Here is an 18,913-nt window from a genome sequence, read left to right as displayed (position 1 = left end):
TTGAGCAACGCGGTGGCAGTCCGGCGCATCGGCATTCTCGGCGGAACCTTCGACCCGGTGCATATCGGCCACCTGCGCAGCGCGCTGGAAGTGGCCGAGTTCATGCGCCTGGACGAACTGCGCCTGCTGCCCAACGCCCGCCCGCCGCACCGCGACACGCCGCAGGTGTCGGCCCAGGACCGCCTGGCCATGGTGCGCGGTGCCGTGCAGGGCGTCGAACGCCTGAGCGTGGATGACCGTGAGCTGGCCCGCGACAAGCCGTCGTACACCATCGACACCCTTGAATCGATCCGTGCGCAGTTGCACGCGCACGACCAGTTGTTCCTGGTGCTGGGCTGGGACGCGTTCTGCGGCCTGCCCAGCTGGCATCGCTGGGAAGAACTGCTGCAACACTGTCACATCCTGGTGCTGCAACGCCCGGATGCCGATGTCGAACCCCCCGATGCGCTGCGCAACCTGCTGGCGGCGCGCTCGGAGAGCGATCCCACCGCCATGTCCGGCCCGGCGGGGCACATTTCGTTCGTCTGGCAGACCCCGCTTGCGGTGTCCGCCACACAGATCCGACAGCTGCTGGCCAGCGGCAAGTCGGCGCGGTTCCTGGTGCCGGACGCAGTACTGGCCTATATCGAGGCGCACGACCTGTATCGTGTGTCCAACTGACGGCGCCCATGGGCGCCTCACTTAATGAGTTGAACGAGTTTTATATGAGCAAGCAGAAAATCAATGGCATCAGTGGCGAAGAGCTGGTCAAACTGACCATCAGCGCCCTGGAAGACGTCAAGGCCCAGGACATCCAGGTCATCGACGTGCGCGAAAAGCACAGCCTGACCGACTACATGATCATTGCCACCGGTACCTCCAATCGCCAGATCAACGCGATGCTGGAAAAGGTCCGTGAAGCGGTGAAGAAAGAGGGTGCGCAACCCCTGGGTGAAGAAGGCAAGGGCGACAGCGACTGGGTCCTGCTGGACCTGAACGACGTCATCGTGCACATGATGACCGCCGCTGCCCGCCAGTTCTATGACCTGGAGCGCCTGTGGCTGGGCGCCGAGCAGAGCCGTGCCGCCGATGCCAAGCACCACAGTCCGGAAAACGCCAGCGACTACTTCACCGACAAGCTCAAAGACCGGGAATAAGGAAGCGCCGTGCGTCTGCGTCTGATCGCGGTCGGCTCGCGCATGCCCAAGTGGGTCGAGGAAGGCTGGCATGAGTATGCCAAGCGCCTGCCCCCGGAGCTTGCGCTGGAGCTGGTGGAAATCCCGCTGAACACCCGCGGCAAGAACGCCGATGTCGCCCGCCTGATCCGTCAGGAGGGCGAGGCGATGCTGAGCAAGGTGCAGCCTGGGGAACGCATCGTCACCCTCGAGGTCCATGGCAAGCCCTGGAGCACCGAGCAACTGGCGGGCGAGCTGGACCGTTGGCGCCTGGATGCGCGTACGGTCAACCTGATGGTGGGCGGCCCGGAAGGGCTGGCGCCGGAAGTCTGCGCGCGCAGCGAACAGCGCTGGTCGCTGTCGCCGCTGACGTTGCCGCACCCGTTGGTAAGGATACTCATCGGCGAGCAGATCTACCGCGCCTGGACCGTGCTGTCCGGGCATCCCTACCACAAATGAACCTGTAAGCCTGTCCGATGCCGCAGCAGATCCGCCTCAAGGACCACGAGAAAGACGCCCGCCTGGTGCGCAACCGCGTCGTCGTGGGCGCCGTGGCGGTGGTGCTGCTCGTCTGCGTGCTGATCGCCCGGCTGTATTACCTGCAGGTCATCCAGTACGACTATCACTCGACGCTGTCGGAGAACAACCGGGTGCATGTGCAGCCGATCCCGCCGACCCGTGGGCTGATCTTCGACCGCAACGGCGTGGTGGTGGCGGACAACCGCCCCAGCTTCAGCCTGGTGATGACCCGCGAGCGCGCCGGCAACGCCGGCAAGTGGCAGGACGTGCTGGATGTGATCGTCGAGGTGCTCGAGCTCACCCCCGACGATCGCGCCCTGTTCGAGAAGCGCATGAAGCAGGGGCGCAGGCCGTTCGAGCCGGTGCCGATCCTGTTCGAGCTCAACGAGGAGCAGATTGCCCGCATCGCGGTCAACCAGTTCCGCCTGCCCGGCGTGGAAGTGGCGGCGCAGCTGGTCCGCCACTATCCCCAGGGCGCGCATTTCGCCCATTCGGTGGGCTACGTCGGGCGGATCAACGAGAAGGAACTCAAGACCCTCGACCCGGTGAACTACAGCGGCACCCACCACATCGGCAAGACCGGCATCGAACGCTTCTACGAAGACGAGTTGCATGGCCAGGTGGGCTACGAGGAAGTCGAGACCAACGCCCGTGGCCGCGTGCTGCGGGTGCTCAAGCGCACCGACCCGAAGCCGGGCAAGGACATCGTCCTGAGCCTCGACATCAAGCTGCAGGAAGCCGCCGAGCAGGCGCTGGGTGGGCGTCGTGGCGCCATCGTGGCCCTCGATCCGCGCACCGGCGAGGTGCTGGCGATGGTCAGTCAGCCGAGCTTCGACCCCAACCTGTTCGTCACCGGCATCGGCTTCAAGGCTTACGCCGAACTGCGCGATTCGATCGACCGACCGCTGTTCAACCGCGTGCTGCGCGGCCTCTACCCGCCGGGCTCGACCATCAAGCCGGCGGTGGCGATCGCCGGTCTCGACAGTGGCGTGGTGACTGCAGGCAGCCGGGTGTTCGACCCGGGTTACTACCAACTGCCCAACTACGATCACAAATACCGCAACTGGAACCGCACCGGCGATGGCTGGGTTGACCTGGATGTGGCGATCATGCGGTCAAACGATACGTACTTCTATGATCTTGCGCACAAGATGGGGATCGATCGGCTGTCCAGCTACATGAACAAGTTCGGTATCGGGCAGAAGGTCGCCCTGGACATGTTCGAAGAGTCGCCCGGACTGATGCCATCCCGTGAGTGGAAGCGTGCCACCCGCCGCCAGGCCTGGTTCCCCGGCGAAACCCTGATCCTTGGCATCGGCCAGGGCTATATGCAGACCACGCCACTGCAGTTGGCCCAGGCCACCGCGCTGATTGCCAACAAAGGCGTGTGGAACCGTCCACGCCTGGCCAAGACCATCGAAGGCCAGCCCCCGGTGGACGAGAACCCCATGGAAAACATCGTCCTGCGCGACAAGTCGGACTGGGCCAGGGTCACTCACGGCATGGAGCAGGTGATGCACGGCGCCCGCGGGACCGCGCGCAAGGCCGCCATCGGCTCGCAGTACCGCATCGCTGGCAAGAGCGGCACGGCCCAGGTGGTGGCGATCAAGCAGGGTGAGAAGTACGACCGTAACAAACTCCAGGAACGCCACCGCGACCACGCGCTGTTCGTCGCCTTCGCCCCGGCCGACGATCCGAGGATCGTGGTCTCGGTGATGGTCGAGAACGGCGAGTCCGGCTCCGGCGTCGCCGCCCCCGTGGTGCGCCAGGTCATGGATGCCTGGCTGCTTGACGAGAGCGGCCGGCTCAAGCCCGAGTTCGCCCCCGCCACAGTCGCCCAGGAATCGGCCCCGTGAAGAACAACTTCGACCGCATGCTCTCCAGCGAGGACGTGATGCGCAGGCGCGCCAGCTTCCTGCAGCGCATCCATATCGACGGTCCCCTGCTGCTCATCCTGCTGACGCTCGCCGCCGGCAGCCTGTTCGTACTCTATTCGGCCAGCGGCAAGAACTGGGACCTGCTGATGAAGCAGGCCAGCTCCTTCGGCATCGGCCTGGTGTCGATGTTCATCATCGCCCAGCTGGAGCCGCGCTTCATGGCGCGCTGGGTACCGCTGGCCTACCTGGCCGGGGTGTTCCTGCTGGTCGTGGTTGACGTCATGGGCCACAACGCCATGGGCGCGACGCGCTGGATCAACATTCCCGGGGTGATCCGCTTCCAGCCCTCGGAATTCATGAAGATCATCATGCCGGCGACCATCGCCTGGTACCTGTCCAAGCGCACCTTGCCGCCGCACCTCAAGCATGTGGCGATCAGCCTGATCCTGATCGGCGTGCCGTTCATCCTGATTGTGCGCCAGCCCGACCTGGGCACGGCGCTGCTGATCCTCGCCTCTGGCGCCTTCGTGCTGTTCATGGGTGGGCTGCGCTGGCGCTGGATCGTCAGCGTGATCGCCGCGGCGGTGCCGGTGGCGGTGGCGATGTGGTTCTTCGTCATGCACGACTACCAGAAACAGCGCGTACTGACCTTCCTCGACCCGGAAAGCGACCCGCTGGGCACCGGCTGGAACATCATCCAGTCCAAGGCGGCGATCGGTTCGGGCGGGGTGTTCGGCAAGGGCTGGCTGCTGGGCACCCAGTCGCACCTGGACTTCCTCCCGGAAAGCCATACCGACTTCATCATCGCCGTGCTCGGCGAAGAGTTCGGCCTGGTCGGCATCTGCCTGCTGTTGCTGATCTACATCCTGTTGATCGGTCGCGGGCTGGTGATCACCGCCCAGGCCCAGACCCTGTTCGGCAAGCTGCTCGCGGGCAGCCTGACCATGACCTTCTTTGTTTATGTGTTCGTCAATATCGGTATGGTCAGCGGCCTCCTGCCCGTGGTGGGCGTGCCGCTGCCCTTCATCAGCTATGGCGGAACTTCGTTGGTGACGCTGCTGTCAGCGTTTGGCGTTCTGATGTCGATCCATACGCACCGCAAGTGGATTGCACAGGTTTGAAAAAGGTGAAGAATTTCATGCAAGCAGTGCGTGGCTGGGCTGCCCGCCTGGCGCCGTTTTTCGGCGCGATGGGGCTGTTCGGCGTAATCCAGCAGGCCAATGCCGGCGACTACGACGGCTCGCCCCAGGTGGCCGAGTTCGTTGGCGAGATGACCCGCGACTACGGCTTCGCCGGTGAGCAGCTGATGGGCGTGTTCCGCGAGGTACAGCGCAAGCAGGCAATCCTCGACGCGATCTCGCGGCCGGCCGAGCGGGTCAAACCGTGGAAGGAATACCGCCCGATGTTCATCACCGACGCGCGCATCGCCCGCGGTGTGGACTTCTGGCGCCAGCACGAGGCCGTGCTGGCCCGCGCCGAGCAGGAATACGGCGTGCCGGCGCAGTACATCGTCGCGATCATCGGCGTGGAAACCTTCTTCGGTCGCAACACCGGCAACTACCGGGTCATCGATGCCCTGTCCACGCTCGGTTTCGACTACCCGCCACGGGCCGAATTCTTCCGTAAGGAGCTGCGCGAGTTCCTTCTGCTGGCCCGCGAGGAGCAACTCGATCCGCTCACGCTCAAAGGCTCCTATGCCGGCGCGATGGGCCTGCCGCAGTTCATGCCGAGCAGCTTCCGTGCTTATGCCGTGGACTTCGACGGCGACGGCCATATCAATATCTGGAACAACCCGGACGATGCCATCGGCAGCGTCGCCAGCTACTTCAAGCGTCATGGCTGGGTGCCCGGGGAACCTGTGGTCAGCCGCGCCAGCGTGGCCGGCGCCCGGGTCGACGAAGGCCTGACCACCGGCATCGAGCCGACCAGGACGGTCGCGCAGTTGCGGGCGCTGGGCTGGTCGGGTCATGATGCGCTGCGCGATGATCTGCCGGTCACCGCCTTCCGCCTGGAAGGCGCGGATGGCCCCGAGTACTGGATGGGCCTGAAAAACTTCTACGCGATCACTCGCTACAACCGCAGCGTGATGTATGCCATGGCGGTGCATCAGCTTTCCGAACAGCTGGTTCTGGCACGGGGCGTCAAGTAAATGCGCGAACTCTTCACCATCAATACCGCAAAACTGCTGACCTGCGTCGCCGTCGGCCTGGTGCTGGCCAGCTGTTCGTCGAGCCGGCCTTCCACCCCGCAGAGCGGCAACACAGTGCGTGCGCAGCCGGGCCTGGACATCAACCGCGCGCACAAGGACGGCGCGCCCTGGTGGGACGTGGACGTCAACAAGATCCCCGACGCCACGCCGACCGTGCACACCGGCAACTACAAGGCCAACCCCTACACGGTGCTGGGCAAGACCTACTACCCGATGCAGGATTCGCGCAACTACCGCGCCGAGGGTACCGCGTCGTGGTATGGCACCAAGTTCCACGGCCAGAACACCGCCAACGGCGAACTGTACGACCTGTACGGCATGAGCGCGGCGCACAAGACCCTGCCGCTGCCGGCCTATGTGCGGGTGACCAACCTGGCCAACGGCCGCAGCGTGATCCTGCGGGTCAACGACCGTGGCCCGTTCTATTCCGACCGTATCATCGACCTGTCCTACGCCGCGGCGAAGAAGCTCGGCTATGCCGAGACCGGCACCGCCCATGTGCGCGTCGAAGGCATCGACCCACAGCAATGGTGGGCCCAGCGCGGCCAGCAGCCGCCGATGGTGCTCAAGGAGCCGCAGGTGGCCCAGGCCCAGCCGATCGCCGCCAGCACCGGCCGGGTCGAGCAGTGGACCCCGCCACCGCAGCAGCACGCGGCGCCGGTGGTGCCGGTGCAGGTGGGCGGCAACAATGTGCCGAACGCCAGTGGTGGCAGCATCCTGCAAGTGGGCGCGTTCGCCAACCCGGACGCCGCCGAGTTGTTGCGCTCGAAGCTGAGCACCATGGTCAGCGCGCCGGTGTTCATCAGCTCCGTGGTGCGTAACCAGCAGACACTGCACCGGGTGCGCCTGGGGCCGATCAACAGCCAGGGTGAGATCCAGCAGGCGCAGGACAGCATTCGCCTGGCCAATCTCGGCCAGGCCAAGGTGGTCACTGATTGAGACCAACCGCGGGGCAAGCCCGCTCCCACGTCCCGCCTTGCAGATGGCGTGGGAGCGGGCTTGCCCCGCGATGAATCGACACGCCGACCTGTCGGTTTGTTCATGAATTGCCGGGCAATGACATGTACAATGCCCGCTTTTGCCCGCAGCGGCATTACGTCGCACTGTCGGGCCAGGCCACCGGCCATAAAACTAGACTGACGGGGCGCTGGGTAAACGAATTTACCCACGGAACATCAGACCATTAGCGATTTACGAGAGACGGATGAACATCACCAACCTTGCCAAACGACTTTGCCTGCCCGTTCTGCTGATGATCATGCCTGCTGCCTTCGCAGCGGAGCAGATGATGCCGGCACCACCGCAACTGGCCGCCAAGTCCTACGTACTCATGGACGCGTCCAGCGGCAACGTGCTGGTCGAGAACAACGGTGACGAGCGCCTGCCGCCGGCCAGCCTGACCAAGCTGATGACCGCCTACATCGCCACCCTGGACATCCGTCGCGGCCAGATCGGCGAGAACGACCCGGTCACCGTCAGCGAGAACGCCTGGCGCACCGGTGGTTCGCGCATGTTCATCAAGGTCGGCAGCCAGGTGACCGTCAGCGACCTGCTGCACGGCATCATCATCCAGTCCGGCAACGACGCCTCGGTCGCCCTGTCCGAGCACATTGCCGGCAGCGAAGACGCTTTTGCCGACATGATGAACAAGACCGCCACCGACTTGGGCATGGCCAACAGCCACTTCATGAACCCGACCGGCCTGCCGAACCCGGAGCACTACTCCTCGGCCCACGACATGGCCCTGCTGGCACGCGCGATCATCAACGAAGATCCTGCGCACTACGCCATCTACTCGCAGAAAGAGTTCTTCTGGAACAACATCAAGCAGCCGAACCGCAACCTGCTGCTGTGGCGCGACAAGACTGTCGATGGCCTGAAGACCGGCCACACCGACGAAGCCGGCTACTGCATGGTCGCCTCGGCCGTGCGTGACGGCCAGCGCCTGATCGCCGTGGTGTTCGGCACCAACAGCGAGCAGTCCCGCGCCGCCGAGACCCAGAAGCTGCTGACCTACGGTTTCCGCTTCTTCGAAACCCAGACCTTCTACCAGAAAGGCACCGAGCTGACCCAGGCCCAGGTATGGAAAGGCGCGACCAACCAGGTGAAAGCCGGTCTGGCCAACGACCTGACCATGACCATGCCTAAAGGCCAATTGAAACGCCTCCAGGCTTCGATGACCATGAATCCGCAACTGACCGCTCCGATCGCCAAAGGTGACGTGATCGGCAAAGTGGAAGTCAAACTGGACGAGAAAGTGATTCACAGCGCCGACCTCATCGCCCTGGACGGCGTGGAGGAAGCTGGTTTCTTCGGCCGTATGTGGGATAGCATCCGCCTGTTCTTCTACGGTTTGTTCAACTGATACGTGACCTGCACGCCCCCGTGAACCAGGCGGGGGCGATGTTGCTGCCACGGCTTACGAGGCCGTTTCCGCCATGAGCGAAGAAGACGTCAAGTCGCACAAGATCGAATTCCCCTGCGAGGATTACCCGATCAAGGTGATCGGCGACACCGTTGTCGGTTTCCGCGACACCGTGATCGAGATCCTCAGCAAGCACGCCAAGGTCGACCTGTCGACCCTGGCCGAGCGCCAGAGCAAGGAAGGCAAGTACACCACGGTGCAACTGCATATCGTTGCCGAGAGCGAGAACCAGCTGCACGACATCAACAGTGCCCTGCGTGCCACCGGCATCGTGAAAATGGTGCTGTGATGTCCGGCGTGCTCGGTATTCGCGATCTTGGCCTGCAGCCCTATGAGCCGGTGCTGGAGGCCATGCGTCGCTTTACCGAGCAACGCAGCCCGGACAGCCAGGACGAAGTCTGGCTGGTCGAGCACCCGCCGGTTTTCACCCAGGGCCAGGCCGGCAAGGCCGAGCACCTGCTGATCCCGGGGGAGATTCCGGTGGTGCAGACCGATCGCGGTGGCCAGGTCACCTACCACGGCCCCGGCCAACTGGTGGCCTACCTGCTGCTGGATGTGCGGCGCCTGAGCATGGGCGTGCGCGAGCTGGTCAGCCGCATCGAGCAGACGCTCATCGACCTGCTCGCCAGCTACGGCGTGCAGGCGGTGGCCAAGCCCGATGCCCCGGGCGTCTACGTCGATGGCGCGAAGATCGCGTCCCTTGGCCTTCGAATCCGCAACGGTCGTTCCTTCCACGGCCTTGCCCTGAACGTGGACATGGACCTTGCGCCATTCCGCCGAATCAACCCCTGTGGGTATGCGGGGCTGGCCATGACCCAGCTGCGCGACCTGGCAGGTCCGATCGAACTTGACGAGGTCAGGACAAGGCTGCGTGGACAGCTGGTCAGGCACCTCGACTATGCTGAGCAGACGACCCTCACGGGCGGAATCGACTGATTATGACAACTGTGCAAGAAGCCGTGCCGAACCTGATCCCCACGCAAGACGTGACCCCGCGCCCTGCGCCGAAGAAAGTCGAGGCCGGCGTGAAGCTGCGCGGCGCCGAGAAGGTGGCGCGCATCCCGGTGAAGATCATCCCCACCGAAGAGCTGCCGAAAAAGCCAGACTGGATTCGCGTGCGCATCCCGGTTTCGCCGGAGGTCGACCGCATCAAGCAACTGCTGCGCAAGCACAAGCTGCACAGCGTGTGCGAAGAGGCCTCCTGCCCGAACCTGGGCGAGTGCTTCTCCGGCGGCACCGCGACCTTCATGATCATGGGCGACATCTGCACCCGTCGCTGCCCGTTCTGCGACGTCGGCCACGGTCGTCCGAAGCCACTGGACCTGGACGAGCCGAAGAACCTGGCCATCGCCATCGCCGACCTGCGCCTGAAGTACGTGGTGATCACCTCGGTGGACCGCGACGACCTGCGTGACGGCGGTGCCCAGCACTTCGCCGACTGCATCCGCGAAATCCGCGCGCTGTCGCCGGGTGTCCAGCTGGAGACCCTGGTGCCGGACTACCGCGGGCGCATGGACGTGGCGCTGGAAATCACCGCGCAGACCCCGCCGGACGTGTTCAACCACAACCTCGAGACCGTGCCGCGCCTGTACAAGGCCGCGCGTCCGGGTTCAGACTACGACTGGTCGCTGGACCTGCTGCAGAAGTTCAAGCAGATGGTCCCTCATGTGCCGACCAAGTCCGGCCTGATGCTGGGCCTGGGCGAGACCGACGACGAGGTGATCGAGGTCATGCACCGCATGCGCGAGCACGACATCGACATGCTGACCCTCGGCCAGTACCTGCAGCCGTCGCGCAACCACCTGCCGGTACAGCGCTTCGTGCACCCGGACACCTTCGCCTGGTTCGCCGAGGAAGGTTACAAGATGGGCTTCAAGAACGTCGCCTCCGGCCCGTTGGTGCGTTCGTCGTACCACGCCGACCAGCAGGCTCACGAAGCCAAGATCAAGCTCTGAACCGGGCTTGAGCGGGACATGCCGATGCGCGCCGGAAGGCGGCATCGGCTTTTTTTTGAGCTACAAGTTTCAAGCGACAAGCTGCAAGGAGTGGCGCGATGAATTGCCTGGAAACTGCCGAGTACCTGTTGCCCAGGGCCCTGCCTGACAACGCTCGTTTCGCCATCGTTGCCCCGGCTGGGCCGGCGCGGCTGGATACCGACAAGGCCCGTCAGTGGTTCGAAGACCGCGGCCAGCAGTGCCGCATCTACCCTGGGGTGCTGCAGGCGGATGGTTACCTTGCCGGTAGCGACGAGCAGCGCCTGCGCGATCTGCACGATGCATTCAGCGCCCCGGACATCGACGCCATCCTGTGCATGCGCGGCGGTTACGGCAGCATGCGCCTGCTGGACCAAATCGACTTCGAACTGATCCGTCGCCATCCCAAGCCGCTGGTAGGCTACAGCGACATTACCGCCCTGCATTCGGCGCTCAACCGACATGCCGGGATGCTGGCCTTCCATGGCGGGATGCTCAATGCCGACCTGCTGGGGGGCAAGCTCGAGCCCACCGTCAGCTCACTGTTCGGGCAGTTGCGGGGGCGGCTGGGGGCGGGTGATGCGATTGAGCATCCTGCAGCGTTTGCGCTCACCAGCGTGGTGCCTGGGGCTGCCAGTGGGCGTCTGGTAGGTGGCAACCTGTCGCTGCTCGGCGCCACGCTGGGGACGCTGGCGGAAGTCGACACCCAGGACAGCATCCTGTTCATCGAGGACGTCAACGAGCCGCTCTACCGTGTCGACCGGCTGCTGACCCAGTTGCGCCTGGCCGGCAAGCTGGAAGGGGTGCGAGGGGTGCTGGTGGGGGACTTTGCCGGGATCACGGTGGCGGCGATGACGCCGCTGCTGCTGGATATCTTCGGCCCGCTCGGGGTGCCGGTGCTGGCCGGGTGGCGCAGCGGGCATTGTGATCCGAATGTGTGCCTGCCGTTGGGGGCAAGCGTACGACTGGATGCTGAAGAGCAGAGTCTGGTGTTACTGCAGGATCTGTTCAGGGTTTGAGATCGCCGGGGCTGCTTTGCAGCCTCTCGCGGCACAAGGCCGCTCCTACAGGGGATCGCAATCTCCTGTAGGAGCGGCCTTGTGCCGCGAAAAGGGCGCGAAGCGCCCCCTGCGTTCTCTAGCGACGCAGGCTATCGAGCAGCTTGTGCGTCGGATAGCCATCCGCCGGCCAGCCCTGCGCCTGCTGCGCATTGCGGATCGCCTTGCGGGTATTGGCGCCGATGATCCCATCCGGATTGCCTGCTTCATGCCCGTTGGCATTGAGCAAGGTCTGCAACTCGATCCGCTCGCTGCGGCTCAGCGGCAGGTCCTCTTTCGGCCAGCTGCCGGCAATGAACCCCCATCCGGAGAAACGATCCCCCAGCAGGCTCACCGCCAGCGCGTAGGACGACGAGTTGTTGTACTTGAGGATGGCGCGGAAGTTGTCCAGCACCAGGAACGCTGGCCCCTTGGCGCCCGCAGGCAGCAGCAGGGCGGCGGACAGCTGGCTGCTGCCGGTTGGCAGCGTGGTGCCGGCCGGCAGTTTCACGCCAAGCTGCAGCCACTCGCTGACGCTCTTGCGCTGGCTGCCATCGGCCAGCCAGTAGTCGAAGCCGGCGGGCACCTGCACCTCGAAGCCCCAGGGCTGGCCACGTTTCCAGCCGGACGCCTGCAGGTAGTGCGCGGTGGACGCCAGGGCGTCGGCGGTGCTGTTCCAGATGTCGCGGCGGCCGTCACTGTCGAAGTCCACGGCGTGGGTCAGGTAAGTGGTCGGGATGAACTGGGTTTGGCCCATGGCGCCGGCCCAGGAGCCGCGCATCGCATCGGGCTGGATATCGCCGTTCTGCAGGATCTGCAGGGCGGCGATCAGCTGGTCCTGGGCGAACTGCGGACGGCGGCCCTCATAGGCCAGGGTGGCCAGCGAGCGGATCACCGACTTGCTGCCCTGGAATTGGCCGAAGTTGCTTTCCATGCCCCATACCGAGACCAGAACCTGGCGATCGACACCGTAGCGCTGTTCGATGCGGGTCAGCAGATCGGCGTTCTGCTCGAGCAGTTTCTTGCCGTTGCGCACGCGTAGCGGCGACAGGGCGCCGTCCAGGTACTCCCACACCGGGCGGGTGAACTCGGGCTGGCTGCGGTCGGCCTTGATCACGTCCATGTCCGGGGTGACGCCAAGGAAGGCGCGGTCGAACAGGCTGGCACTGATACCGGCTTGCAGGGCTTGCTGGCGGAAGCCGGCCTGCCATTGGGCGAAGGTCTGCAGGGGCTGGATTTCACCGTTGGCCGCGGGCGCGGTGCCGGGCAGGGTGACGACGGGGGCGGGCTGGGCGGGCGCCAGCGGCAGGGCGTCGGCGGCGGTGGGTTTCTCGGCGCAGGCGACGAGCAGGATGAAGCTTGTGGCCGCGATCAGCTGGCGGGGTTGCCAGCGGAGAGTGAGACGAGAGGGCATGCACAGATCCAGAATTGCAGGTCAGGTGCCGACCATACCATGCCTGCGCATTTCATGCCTTTCATGCCGCCATAAAGCAGGAAGCCTCCCAATCTCTCGATTGGAAGGCTTCGCGTCGGTAGCTGCCTTTGCCTTTTTCCGGTCGTTCCTGGCGGCAGCGGAACAGCGGTTGGGCGACGATGGATTTGGCCTTGTTGGGGCCGTGCTTTTTCGGCTTTTTGCTCATGGTGGATTCCCGGTCTGGGTGGATGGCGGGCGCACTTTAGGCCTGTAGCGCTGCGTGAGCCAATTGATTGTGTTTATGGTGGCGGGCCTCATCGCGGGTCAAGCCCGCTCCCACAGTGCCTTTGGGAGCCCCGCGATGGGTTTTACTCGGCAGGCAGTGCCAATCGCTGTCCGGCCATCAGCAGCGACAAGCGCGCCAGGCTGGTCCAGGGCGAGCCCTCGGCCTGCCCCTTGATCTGCGCATCGACACGCTGGGCATCCTGCAGCAGCATGGCCCAGCGCTGCGCAGAGAGGCGCTGCAAGGCCTTGCTCACCAACGGGCGGCGCTTGTCCCAGACAGGCGGCCGTGCCTGACTGAATGCCTTGTCCAGTGGCACACCCTGGCTGAACTGCTGTGCAAGCCCCGCCAGCAGGCGCAGCTCGCGGGCCAGGGCCCAGAGAATCACCGGTGGTTCGACGCCTTCGCCGCGCAGTCCTTCGAGCATGCGCAGGGCGTGGGCCGCCTCGCCATTGAGAATGGCGTCCACCAGGCCGAAGACATCGAAGCGGGCGCTGTCAGCGACAGCGGCCTGGACGGTCTCGACGGTGATCTGGTTGCCCTCGGCCAGCAGTTTGAGCTTCTCGATTTCCTGGGCGGCGGCCAGCAGGTTGCCCTCGACCCGGGCGGCGATCAGGTCGATGGCGTCGCGCTGGGCCGACAGGCCGGCCTGGGACAGGCGCTGGTTGATCCACTGCGGCAACTGCTGGGCGTCCACCGGCCAGATCTGGATGAACTGGCAGTGCGCGCCTTCGATCAGGGCCTTGCCCCACTTGGTCTTCTGCGCGCTGCCATCGAGCTTGGGCAGGCTGATCAGCAGCAGCGTGTCCTCGGCCGGGTTGGCGCAGTATTCCATCAGCGCGGCGGCGCCCTTGTCACCGGGTTTGCCCGAGGGCAGGCGCAGTTCCAGCAGGCGGCGCTGGGCGAACAGCGACAGGCTGGCACCGGCCAGCAGCAGGTTGCCCCAGTCGAAGTTGGCATCGGCGCTGAACACCTGGCGTTCGTCGTAGCCTTGCTGGCGAGCAGCGCCACGGATGGCATCGGCGGCCTCCTGGCACAGCAGCGGGTCGTCGCCGCTGACGATGTAGACGGGCGCCAGCTGGCCTTGCAGGTGCTTGTTGAGTTGGGCGGGAGCGAGCTTCATGGGGAGAGGCGGGGCACTTCAAGTGCCCCGTTCAGGCTCAGGGAGCCGGGACTTCCAGCGGCGATTGCTGGGGCGTCTCGTCCTGGATGCGCTGGGCTTCCTGCATGGCCCGGGCTTCGGCTTCGGCGCGCTCGTTGGCCTTGCGCTGCAGGTCGTCGAGGTGTGCCGGGGTCAGTTGCTGGAGGCGGACCATCATGCCTTGTACCAGGTCACGGCGGATCTCCTCACGGACCTGAAGGGCTTCCTGGCCCGAACCATTGATGTTGTTGCCGTTGTACACGTAATACTTCTGCACTTGCAGCTTGTCTTCCAGAAGGATGGTGTCGTTCTGGCCTTCAACCGCATAGTTCAGCACGGTAGTCAGTTCGTACTCGGCCGAGCGGTTGCCACCGCTGTAGGTAGCAGCGCGCTGGGTTTCCTGCTCGTTGGTCAGCACCAGTTTGTACGGCGCGCTGGAGTAGACCTTGACCCCGCTGCTTTCCAGGGAGCGGCGCAGTTGCAGGACTGTCGGGCCGTACTGGTTGCGGGCGCTGAGATCCAGCTCCTTGATGCTCAGCTCGTTGGTGCCGGTGCCGCGCAGCTGGAAACCGCAGGCGCTGAGCAGGACAGCCAGGCCCATTACCAGCAGATTGCGTTTGATCATGTGTGTTGCTCCCTCGTGGACCGATTACGCCCGCCTGCAGGGTGTGCAGGCGGGCGTTGCCATCAGTTGGCGACGATGTTGACCAGTTTGCCCGGTACGACGATGACCTTGCGGATGGTCAGGCCGTCGATGAAGCGCAGGACGTTCTCGTTGTTGCGGGCGGCGGCTTCGATATCCTCGCGGCTGGCGGCAGCCGGCATTTCGACCTGGCCACGCAGCTTGCCGTTGACCTGAACCACCAGGGTCACGGTGTCCTGCACCAGGGCGCTTTCGTCGACCGTCGGCCAGGCCGCGTCGATCGCCGCCTGATCATGGCCCAGCGCCTTCCACAGTACGTGGGAGATGTGCGGGGTGATCGGTGCCAGCAGCAGGGTGACGGCCTCGAGGCCTTCCTGCAGCAGGGCGCGGTCCTGGGCGGTGGCCTGTGGTGCCTTTTCCAGCACGTTCATCACGGTCATCACCTGGGCGATGGCGGTGTTGAACTTGTGGTACTGGCCCACGTCAGTGCTGGCCTGCTTGATGGCGGCATGGATGGCGCGGCGGATGACCTTCTGCTCGTCGCTCAGGGCGGCGATGTCCAGCTGGCCCGGCAGGCCTTGGGCCACATGGGCCTGGGCCAGGCGCCAGACACGGCGCAGGAAGCGGCTGGCACCCTCGACGCCGGAGTCGGACCATTCCAGGCTCATGTCGGGTGGCGAGGCGAACATCATGAACAGGCGGCAGGTGTCGGCGCCGTAGGCTTCGATCATCGACTGCGGGTCGACGCCGTTGTTCTTCGACTTCGACATCTTCTCGGTGCCGCCGATTTCCACCGGCAGGCCGTCGGTCTTCAGGCGCGCGCCAATGATCTTGGCCTTGGCGTCACGCTCGATTTCGACATCGGCCGGGTTGAACCAGTCCTTGCCGCCATTGCTGGCGACACGGTAGTAGGTTTCGGCGACGACCATGCCCTGGGTCAGCAGGTTCTTGAACGGCTCGTTGGAGGTCACCAGGCCTTCGTCGCGCATCAGCTTGTGGAAGAAGCGCGCGTACAGCAGGTGCAGGATCGCGTGTTCGATACCGCCGATGTACTGGTCCACCGGCAGCCAGTGGTTGGCGGCTTTCGGATCGACCAGGCCCTTGTCGTAGTTCGGCGAGGCATAGCGGGCGAAGTACCAGGACGACTCGACGAAGGTGTCCATGGTGTCGGTTTCGCGCTTGGCCGCAGTGCCGCATTTCGGGCAGGTGCACTCATAGAACTCGGGCATGCGCGCCAGTGGCGAACCGGCGCCGTCCGGCACCACGTTCTCCGGCAGGGTGACCGGCAGTTGGTCTTCCGGCACCGGCACGTCGCCGCAGGACGGGCAGTGGATGATCGGGATCGGGCAGCCCCAGTAGCGCTGGCGGCTGATGCCCCAGTCGCGCAGGCGGAACTGGGTGCGGGATTTGCCCAGGTCCTTGCGGATCAGTGCGGCTTCGATGGCGTCGAAGGCGCCCTGGAAGTCCAGGCCGTCGAACTCGCCGGAGTTGATCAGCTGGCCGTGCTCGCCGTAGGCGGCCAGCCACTCGTTGCCCACTTCTTCGCCGACGCTGGTGCGCACCACCGCCTTGACCGGCAGGTTGTACTTGTGGGCGAACTCGAAGTCGCGCTCGTCATGGGCCGGCACGGCCATCACGGCGCCATCGCCGTAGTGCATCAGCACGTAGTTGGCGACCCATACCGGCAGCTTCTCGCCGGTCAGCGGGTGCTCGACGCACAGGGAAGTGGCCATGCCCTTCTTCTCCTGCGTGGCCATGTCGGCCTCGGCGACGCTGCCGCTCTTGCACTCGTCGATGAACGCCTGCAACGCCGGGTTGCCCTGGGCGGCCTGGGTGGCCAATGGGTGCTCGGCGGCGACGGCGACGTAGGTCGCGCCCATCAGGGTGTCCGGACGGGTGGTGAAGACTTTCAGGGTGCCCGGGTGACCGATGCTGGCCTGGTCGTAGGGGAACTGCACTTCCATGCCGCGGGACTTGCCGATCCAGTTGCGCTGCATGGTCTTGACCTGCTCGGGCCAGCCCGGCAGCTCGTCGAGGCTTTCCAGCAGCTCGTCGGCGTAGTCGGTGATGCGGAAGTAGTACATCGGGATCTCGCGCTTCTCGATCAGCGCGCCCGAGCGCCAGCCACGGCCATCGATGACCTGCTCGTTGGCCAGTACGGTCTGGTCCGCCGGGTCCCAGTTCACGGTGCCGTTCTTGCGGTAGATGATGCCTTTCTCGAACAGGCGGGTGAACAGCCACTGCTCCCAGCGGTAGTAGTCCGGCTTGCAGGTGGTGACTTCACGCGACCAGTCGATGGCCAGACCCAGGCTCTTGAGCTGGGTCTTCATGTAGTCGATGTTCTCGTAGGTCCACTTGGCCGGGGCGACGTTGTTCTTCATCGCGGCGTTTTCCGCCGGCATGCCGAAGGCGTCCCAGCCCATCGGTTGCAGGACGTTCTTGCCCAGCATGCGCTGGTAGCGGGCGATCACGTCACCGATGGTGTAGTTGCGCACGTGGCCCATGTGTAGCTTGCCGCTCGGGTACGGGAACATCGATAGGCAGTAGTACGTATCTTTGCCTGGCTGTTCGGTGACAGCGAACGATTGTTGCTCGTCCCAGGCATTCTGGGCGGCGGCTTCTACATCACGGGGCGTGTATTGTTCGTGCATGGCTACTTTGTATTGAAAGGAATAAGAGACATGTTCCAGGCAGCTCGACCTCGCTGCGTCCGGCACTCCGGGATCTTATGAGAGTGAACGCCGTAGCATACATGAGCGCCGCGCGTCGTGGGAAACCCTGATTGCATCGCCCGTCGCGCGGGCCGTTGGTCGCGGCGCCCGGCCGCTTTTGCGAGTGACGCTAAGCTCATCTGTGGGGGGAGATTTTCTTACCTTCAATGAGGTGAACGGATGGGAGAGTCGCAACTAACCGCAAACAAGCCGGAGCTATACGAACGCCTGATCGACCGCCTGGGCCTGGCACTGGAAGTAGCCCGGACCTCGGTGCGATTGCGCGACGAGATGCCTGCCGAACTGGAGTTGCGTGGCCTGAGCCATGCCGAGTTCGAGGTCATCAAGGCCTACCTGGAATCCCTTCCGGAGGGCCGTTTTGCCAGTGCCGGTGCCTACCCGCAACCGGAGCCGTCCTCGGCCAGGATCGTCTGGCTCAAGGACCGCAAGCGCTCCGGCGCCCCAGCCAGCTCCAGGACGTTGCCGTCCCGATAGCCGTTCAGGGTTGCAGGCGCGGACCGACGCGCCGGTTTTTCGCAATGCACGCATCGATCGGCGCCGGTTGCCCTTGAGGCCCGGTGCCGATCCTCTTAGGCTGCACGCCTTCCATGGAGGTGTGTGATGCCGCTGCGCTTTTTCATCAAACAATGGCTGATGCCGCCCGGCATCCTGTTCCTGCTGCTGCTGGTCGCCTGGTGGTGGCGCCGTCGCCGCCCGCGGCTGGCGGCGGCCTGCTTTGCCCTTGGCTTGGGTGGCTTGTGGCTGATGAGCCTGCCGCTGACCGTCGAGCAGGTTGCCCGGGTCCTTGAAACAGAGCCTGCGTTGATGGCCGATGAAAGGTCCGGCCTGGCGGCCAGGGCCGATGCCATCGTGGTCCTGGGGGCCGGGCGCGAGCGCGGTGATCCGGCGTGGGCTGGCACCGATCAGCCGACCTACGTGGCGTTGGAGCGCATGCGCTATGCTGCTCAGCTGGCCAAGGCCTCGGGGTTGCCGGTGCTGACCAGCGGCGGTCTGCACTACGGCACCCCGCCCAGCGAGGCTCAGCTGATGGCCGATCGCCTGCAGGCCGATTTCGGGGTGAAGGTCACCTGGAAGGAGGAAACCAGCCGTACCACCTGGGAAAACGCCGAGTTCAGCGCCAAGGTACTGCAGCCGCTGGGCATCCGGCGTGTGGTGGTGGTGACCCAGGCCTGGCACATGCAGCGTTCGCGCTGGAGCTTCGAGCAGGCCGGGTTCGAGGTGGTGCCGGCGCCGGTGGGCTTCCTTGGACGTGATCATGCGCGGCCGTTTGCGGGGTTGCTGCCGGAAAGCCGGGCCATGTGGCAGAGCGGACAGCTGCTGAACGAGGCGGTGGGGTTGCTGGGGTATCGGTTGTTCTACTGATGCCAAGCGCACACGGCCCCCGCCTGTAGGAGCGGCCTCGTGCCGCGAAAGGGCCGCAAGGCGGCCCCGCGATCTGTGCATGTACGCCAAGACCCCGGGGCTGCTTCGCAGCCCTTTCGCGGCACAAGGCCGCTCCTACAGGTG

Annotated in this window: 19 protein-coding genes; 14 read left to right on the top strand and 5 right to left on the bottom strand. The window is 64.9% G+C overall.

Annotated elements, in window-relative coordinates:
* The 12 genes from nadD to HU735_RS12845 all read left to right on the top strand — a co-directional run bounded on the left by nadD (nt 1) and on the right by HU735_RS12845 (nt 11,176).
* A complete protein-coding gene (nadD, locus tag HU735_RS12900) occupies nt 1-660 on the top strand; it encodes a nicotinate-nucleotide adenylyltransferase (protein WP_110737938.1) in 660 nt (219 codons plus the stop codon).
* Nucleotides 661-704: 44 nt separating this feature from the next.
* Complete coding sequence (gene rsfS, locus HU735_RS12895) at nt 705-1,136, top strand: ribosome silencing factor (protein ID WP_050707064.1); 432 nt, start codon at nt 705-707, stop codon at nt 1,134-1,136.
* Nucleotides 1,137-1,145: 9 nt separating this feature from the next.
* Nucleotides 1,146-1,613 carry a 23S rRNA (pseudouridine(1915)-N(3))-methyltransferase RlmH gene (gene rlmH, locus HU735_RS12890; protein WP_023631106.1) on the top strand — a complete coding sequence of 156 codons (468 nt, stop codon included), beginning with the start codon at nt 1,146-1,148 and terminating at the stop codon, nt 1,611-1,613.
* Nucleotides 1,614-1,630: 17 nt separating this feature from the next.
* Nucleotides 1,631-3,529, top strand: coding sequence for a penicillin-binding protein 2 (gene mrdA / locus HU735_RS12885; RefSeq protein WP_050707063.1), 1,899 nt, complete (start codon nt 1,631-1,633; stop codon nt 3,527-3,529).
* 38 nt (nt 3,530-3,567) lie between these two features.
* On the top strand, nt 3,568-4,671 hold the full coding sequence (rodA, locus tag HU735_RS12880) for a rod shape-determining protein RodA (protein ID WP_186713840.1): 1,104 nt from the start codon (nt 3,568-3,570) through the stop codon (nt 4,669-4,671).
* Between the two features lie 17 nt (nt 4,672-4,688).
* Complete coding sequence (gene mltB / locus HU735_RS12875) at nt 4,689-5,699, top strand: lytic murein transglycosylase B (RefSeq protein ID WP_186713821.1); 1,011 nt, start codon at nt 4,689-4,691, stop codon at nt 5,697-5,699.
* On the top strand, nt 5,700-6,698 hold the full coding sequence (locus HU735_RS12870) for a septal ring lytic transglycosylase RlpA family protein (RefSeq protein WP_186713820.1): 999 nt from the start codon (nt 5,700-5,702) through the stop codon (nt 6,696-6,698). It begins immediately after the preceding gene.
* 265 nt (nt 6,699-6,963) lie between these two features.
* A complete protein-coding gene (locus HU735_RS12865; RefSeq protein ID WP_186713819.1) occupies nt 6,964-8,124 on the top strand; it encodes a D-alanyl-D-alanine carboxypeptidase family protein in 1,161 nt (386 codons plus the stop codon).
* 73 nt (nt 8,125-8,197) lie between these two features.
* On the top strand, nt 8,198-8,473 hold the full coding sequence (locus HU735_RS12860; RefSeq protein ID WP_011535839.1) for a DUF493 domain-containing protein: 276 nt from the start codon (nt 8,198-8,200) through the stop codon (nt 8,471-8,473).
* Nucleotides 8,473-9,120 carry a lipoyl(octanoyl) transferase LipB gene (gene lipB, locus HU735_RS12855; protein ID WP_186713818.1) on the top strand — a complete coding sequence of 216 codons (648 nt, stop codon included), beginning with the start codon at nt 8,473-8,475 and terminating at the stop codon, nt 9,118-9,120. The genes HU735_RS12860 and lipB overlap by 1 nt, the downstream gene beginning before the upstream one ends.
* A 2-nt stretch (nt 9,121-9,122) precedes the next feature.
* Nucleotides 9,123-10,139 (top strand): lipoyl synthase, encoded by a 1,017-nt coding sequence (gene lipA, locus HU735_RS12850; protein WP_028690392.1) that lies wholly within the window; start codon nt 9,123-9,125, stop codon nt 10,137-10,139.
* Nucleotides 10,140-10,237: 98 nt separating this feature from the next.
* Entirely contained in the window at nt 10,238-11,176 is a 939-nt protein-coding gene (locus tag HU735_RS12845; RefSeq protein ID WP_186713817.1) for an LD-carboxypeptidase, read from the top strand.
* A 118-nt stretch (nt 11,177-11,294) separates the two neighbouring features.
* On the opposite strand, the gene HU735_RS12840 is transcribed toward HU735_RS12845, so the two are convergent.
* From HU735_RS12840 to leuS, 5 genes are all read right to left on the bottom strand, one after another.
* A complete protein-coding gene (locus tag HU735_RS12840) occupies nt 11,295-12,608 on the bottom strand; it encodes a lytic murein transglycosylase (RefSeq protein ID WP_186713816.1) in 1,314 nt (437 codons plus the stop codon).
* Between the two features lie 61 nt (nt 12,609-12,669).
* Nucleotides 12,670-12,834 (bottom strand): alternative ribosome rescue factor ArfA, encoded by a 165-nt coding sequence (gene arfA / locus HU735_RS12835; RefSeq protein WP_028690395.1) that lies wholly within the window; start codon nt 12,832-12,834, stop codon nt 12,670-12,672.
* Nucleotides 12,835-12,976: 142 nt separating this feature from the next.
* The gene (gene holA / locus HU735_RS12830; protein WP_186713815.1) at nt 12,977-14,014 is read right to left on the bottom strand and encodes a DNA polymerase III subunit delta; all 1,038 of its coding nucleotides are present in this window, start codon (nt 14,012-14,014) and stop codon (nt 12,977-12,979) included.
* A 37-nt stretch (nt 14,015-14,051) separates the two neighbouring features.
* Nucleotides 14,052-14,657 (bottom strand): LPS assembly lipoprotein LptE, encoded by a 606-nt coding sequence (lptE, locus tag HU735_RS12825; protein ID WP_186713814.1) that lies wholly within the window; start codon nt 14,655-14,657, stop codon nt 14,052-14,054.
* Between the two features lie 62 nt (nt 14,658-14,719).
* Nucleotides 14,720-17,326 carry a leucine--tRNA ligase gene (leuS, locus tag HU735_RS12820; protein WP_186713813.1) on the bottom strand — a complete coding sequence of 869 codons (2,607 nt, stop codon included), beginning with the start codon at nt 17,324-17,326 and terminating at the stop codon, nt 14,720-14,722.
* A gap of 240 nt (nt 17,327-17,566) precedes the next feature.
* On the opposite strand from leuS, the gene HU735_RS12815 reads away from it, so the two are divergent.
* Nucleotides 17,567-17,881: a hypothetical protein gene (locus HU735_RS12815; protein ID WP_110737917.1), complete on the top strand. Its 315-nt coding sequence runs from the start codon at nt 17,567-17,569 to the stop codon at nt 17,879-17,881.
* A 126-nt stretch (nt 17,882-18,007) separates the two neighbouring features.
* Nucleotides 18,008-18,769 carry a YdcF family protein gene (locus HU735_RS12810; protein WP_186713812.1) on the top strand — a complete coding sequence of 254 codons (762 nt, stop codon included), beginning with the start codon at nt 18,008-18,010 and terminating at the stop codon, nt 18,767-18,769.
* Nucleotides 18,770-18,913 lie beyond the last annotated feature (144 nt).

The organism is Pseudomonas sp. BW16M2 (assembly GCF_014268865.1).
GTDB classification, from domain to species: Bacteria; Pseudomonadota; Gammaproteobacteria; order Pseudomonadales; family Pseudomonadaceae; genus Aquipseudomonas; species Aquipseudomonas peradeniyensis.
The sequence above is the reverse complement of the archived record's forward strand: the minus strand, read 5'-3'. Positions and strand labels throughout refer to the sequence as shown.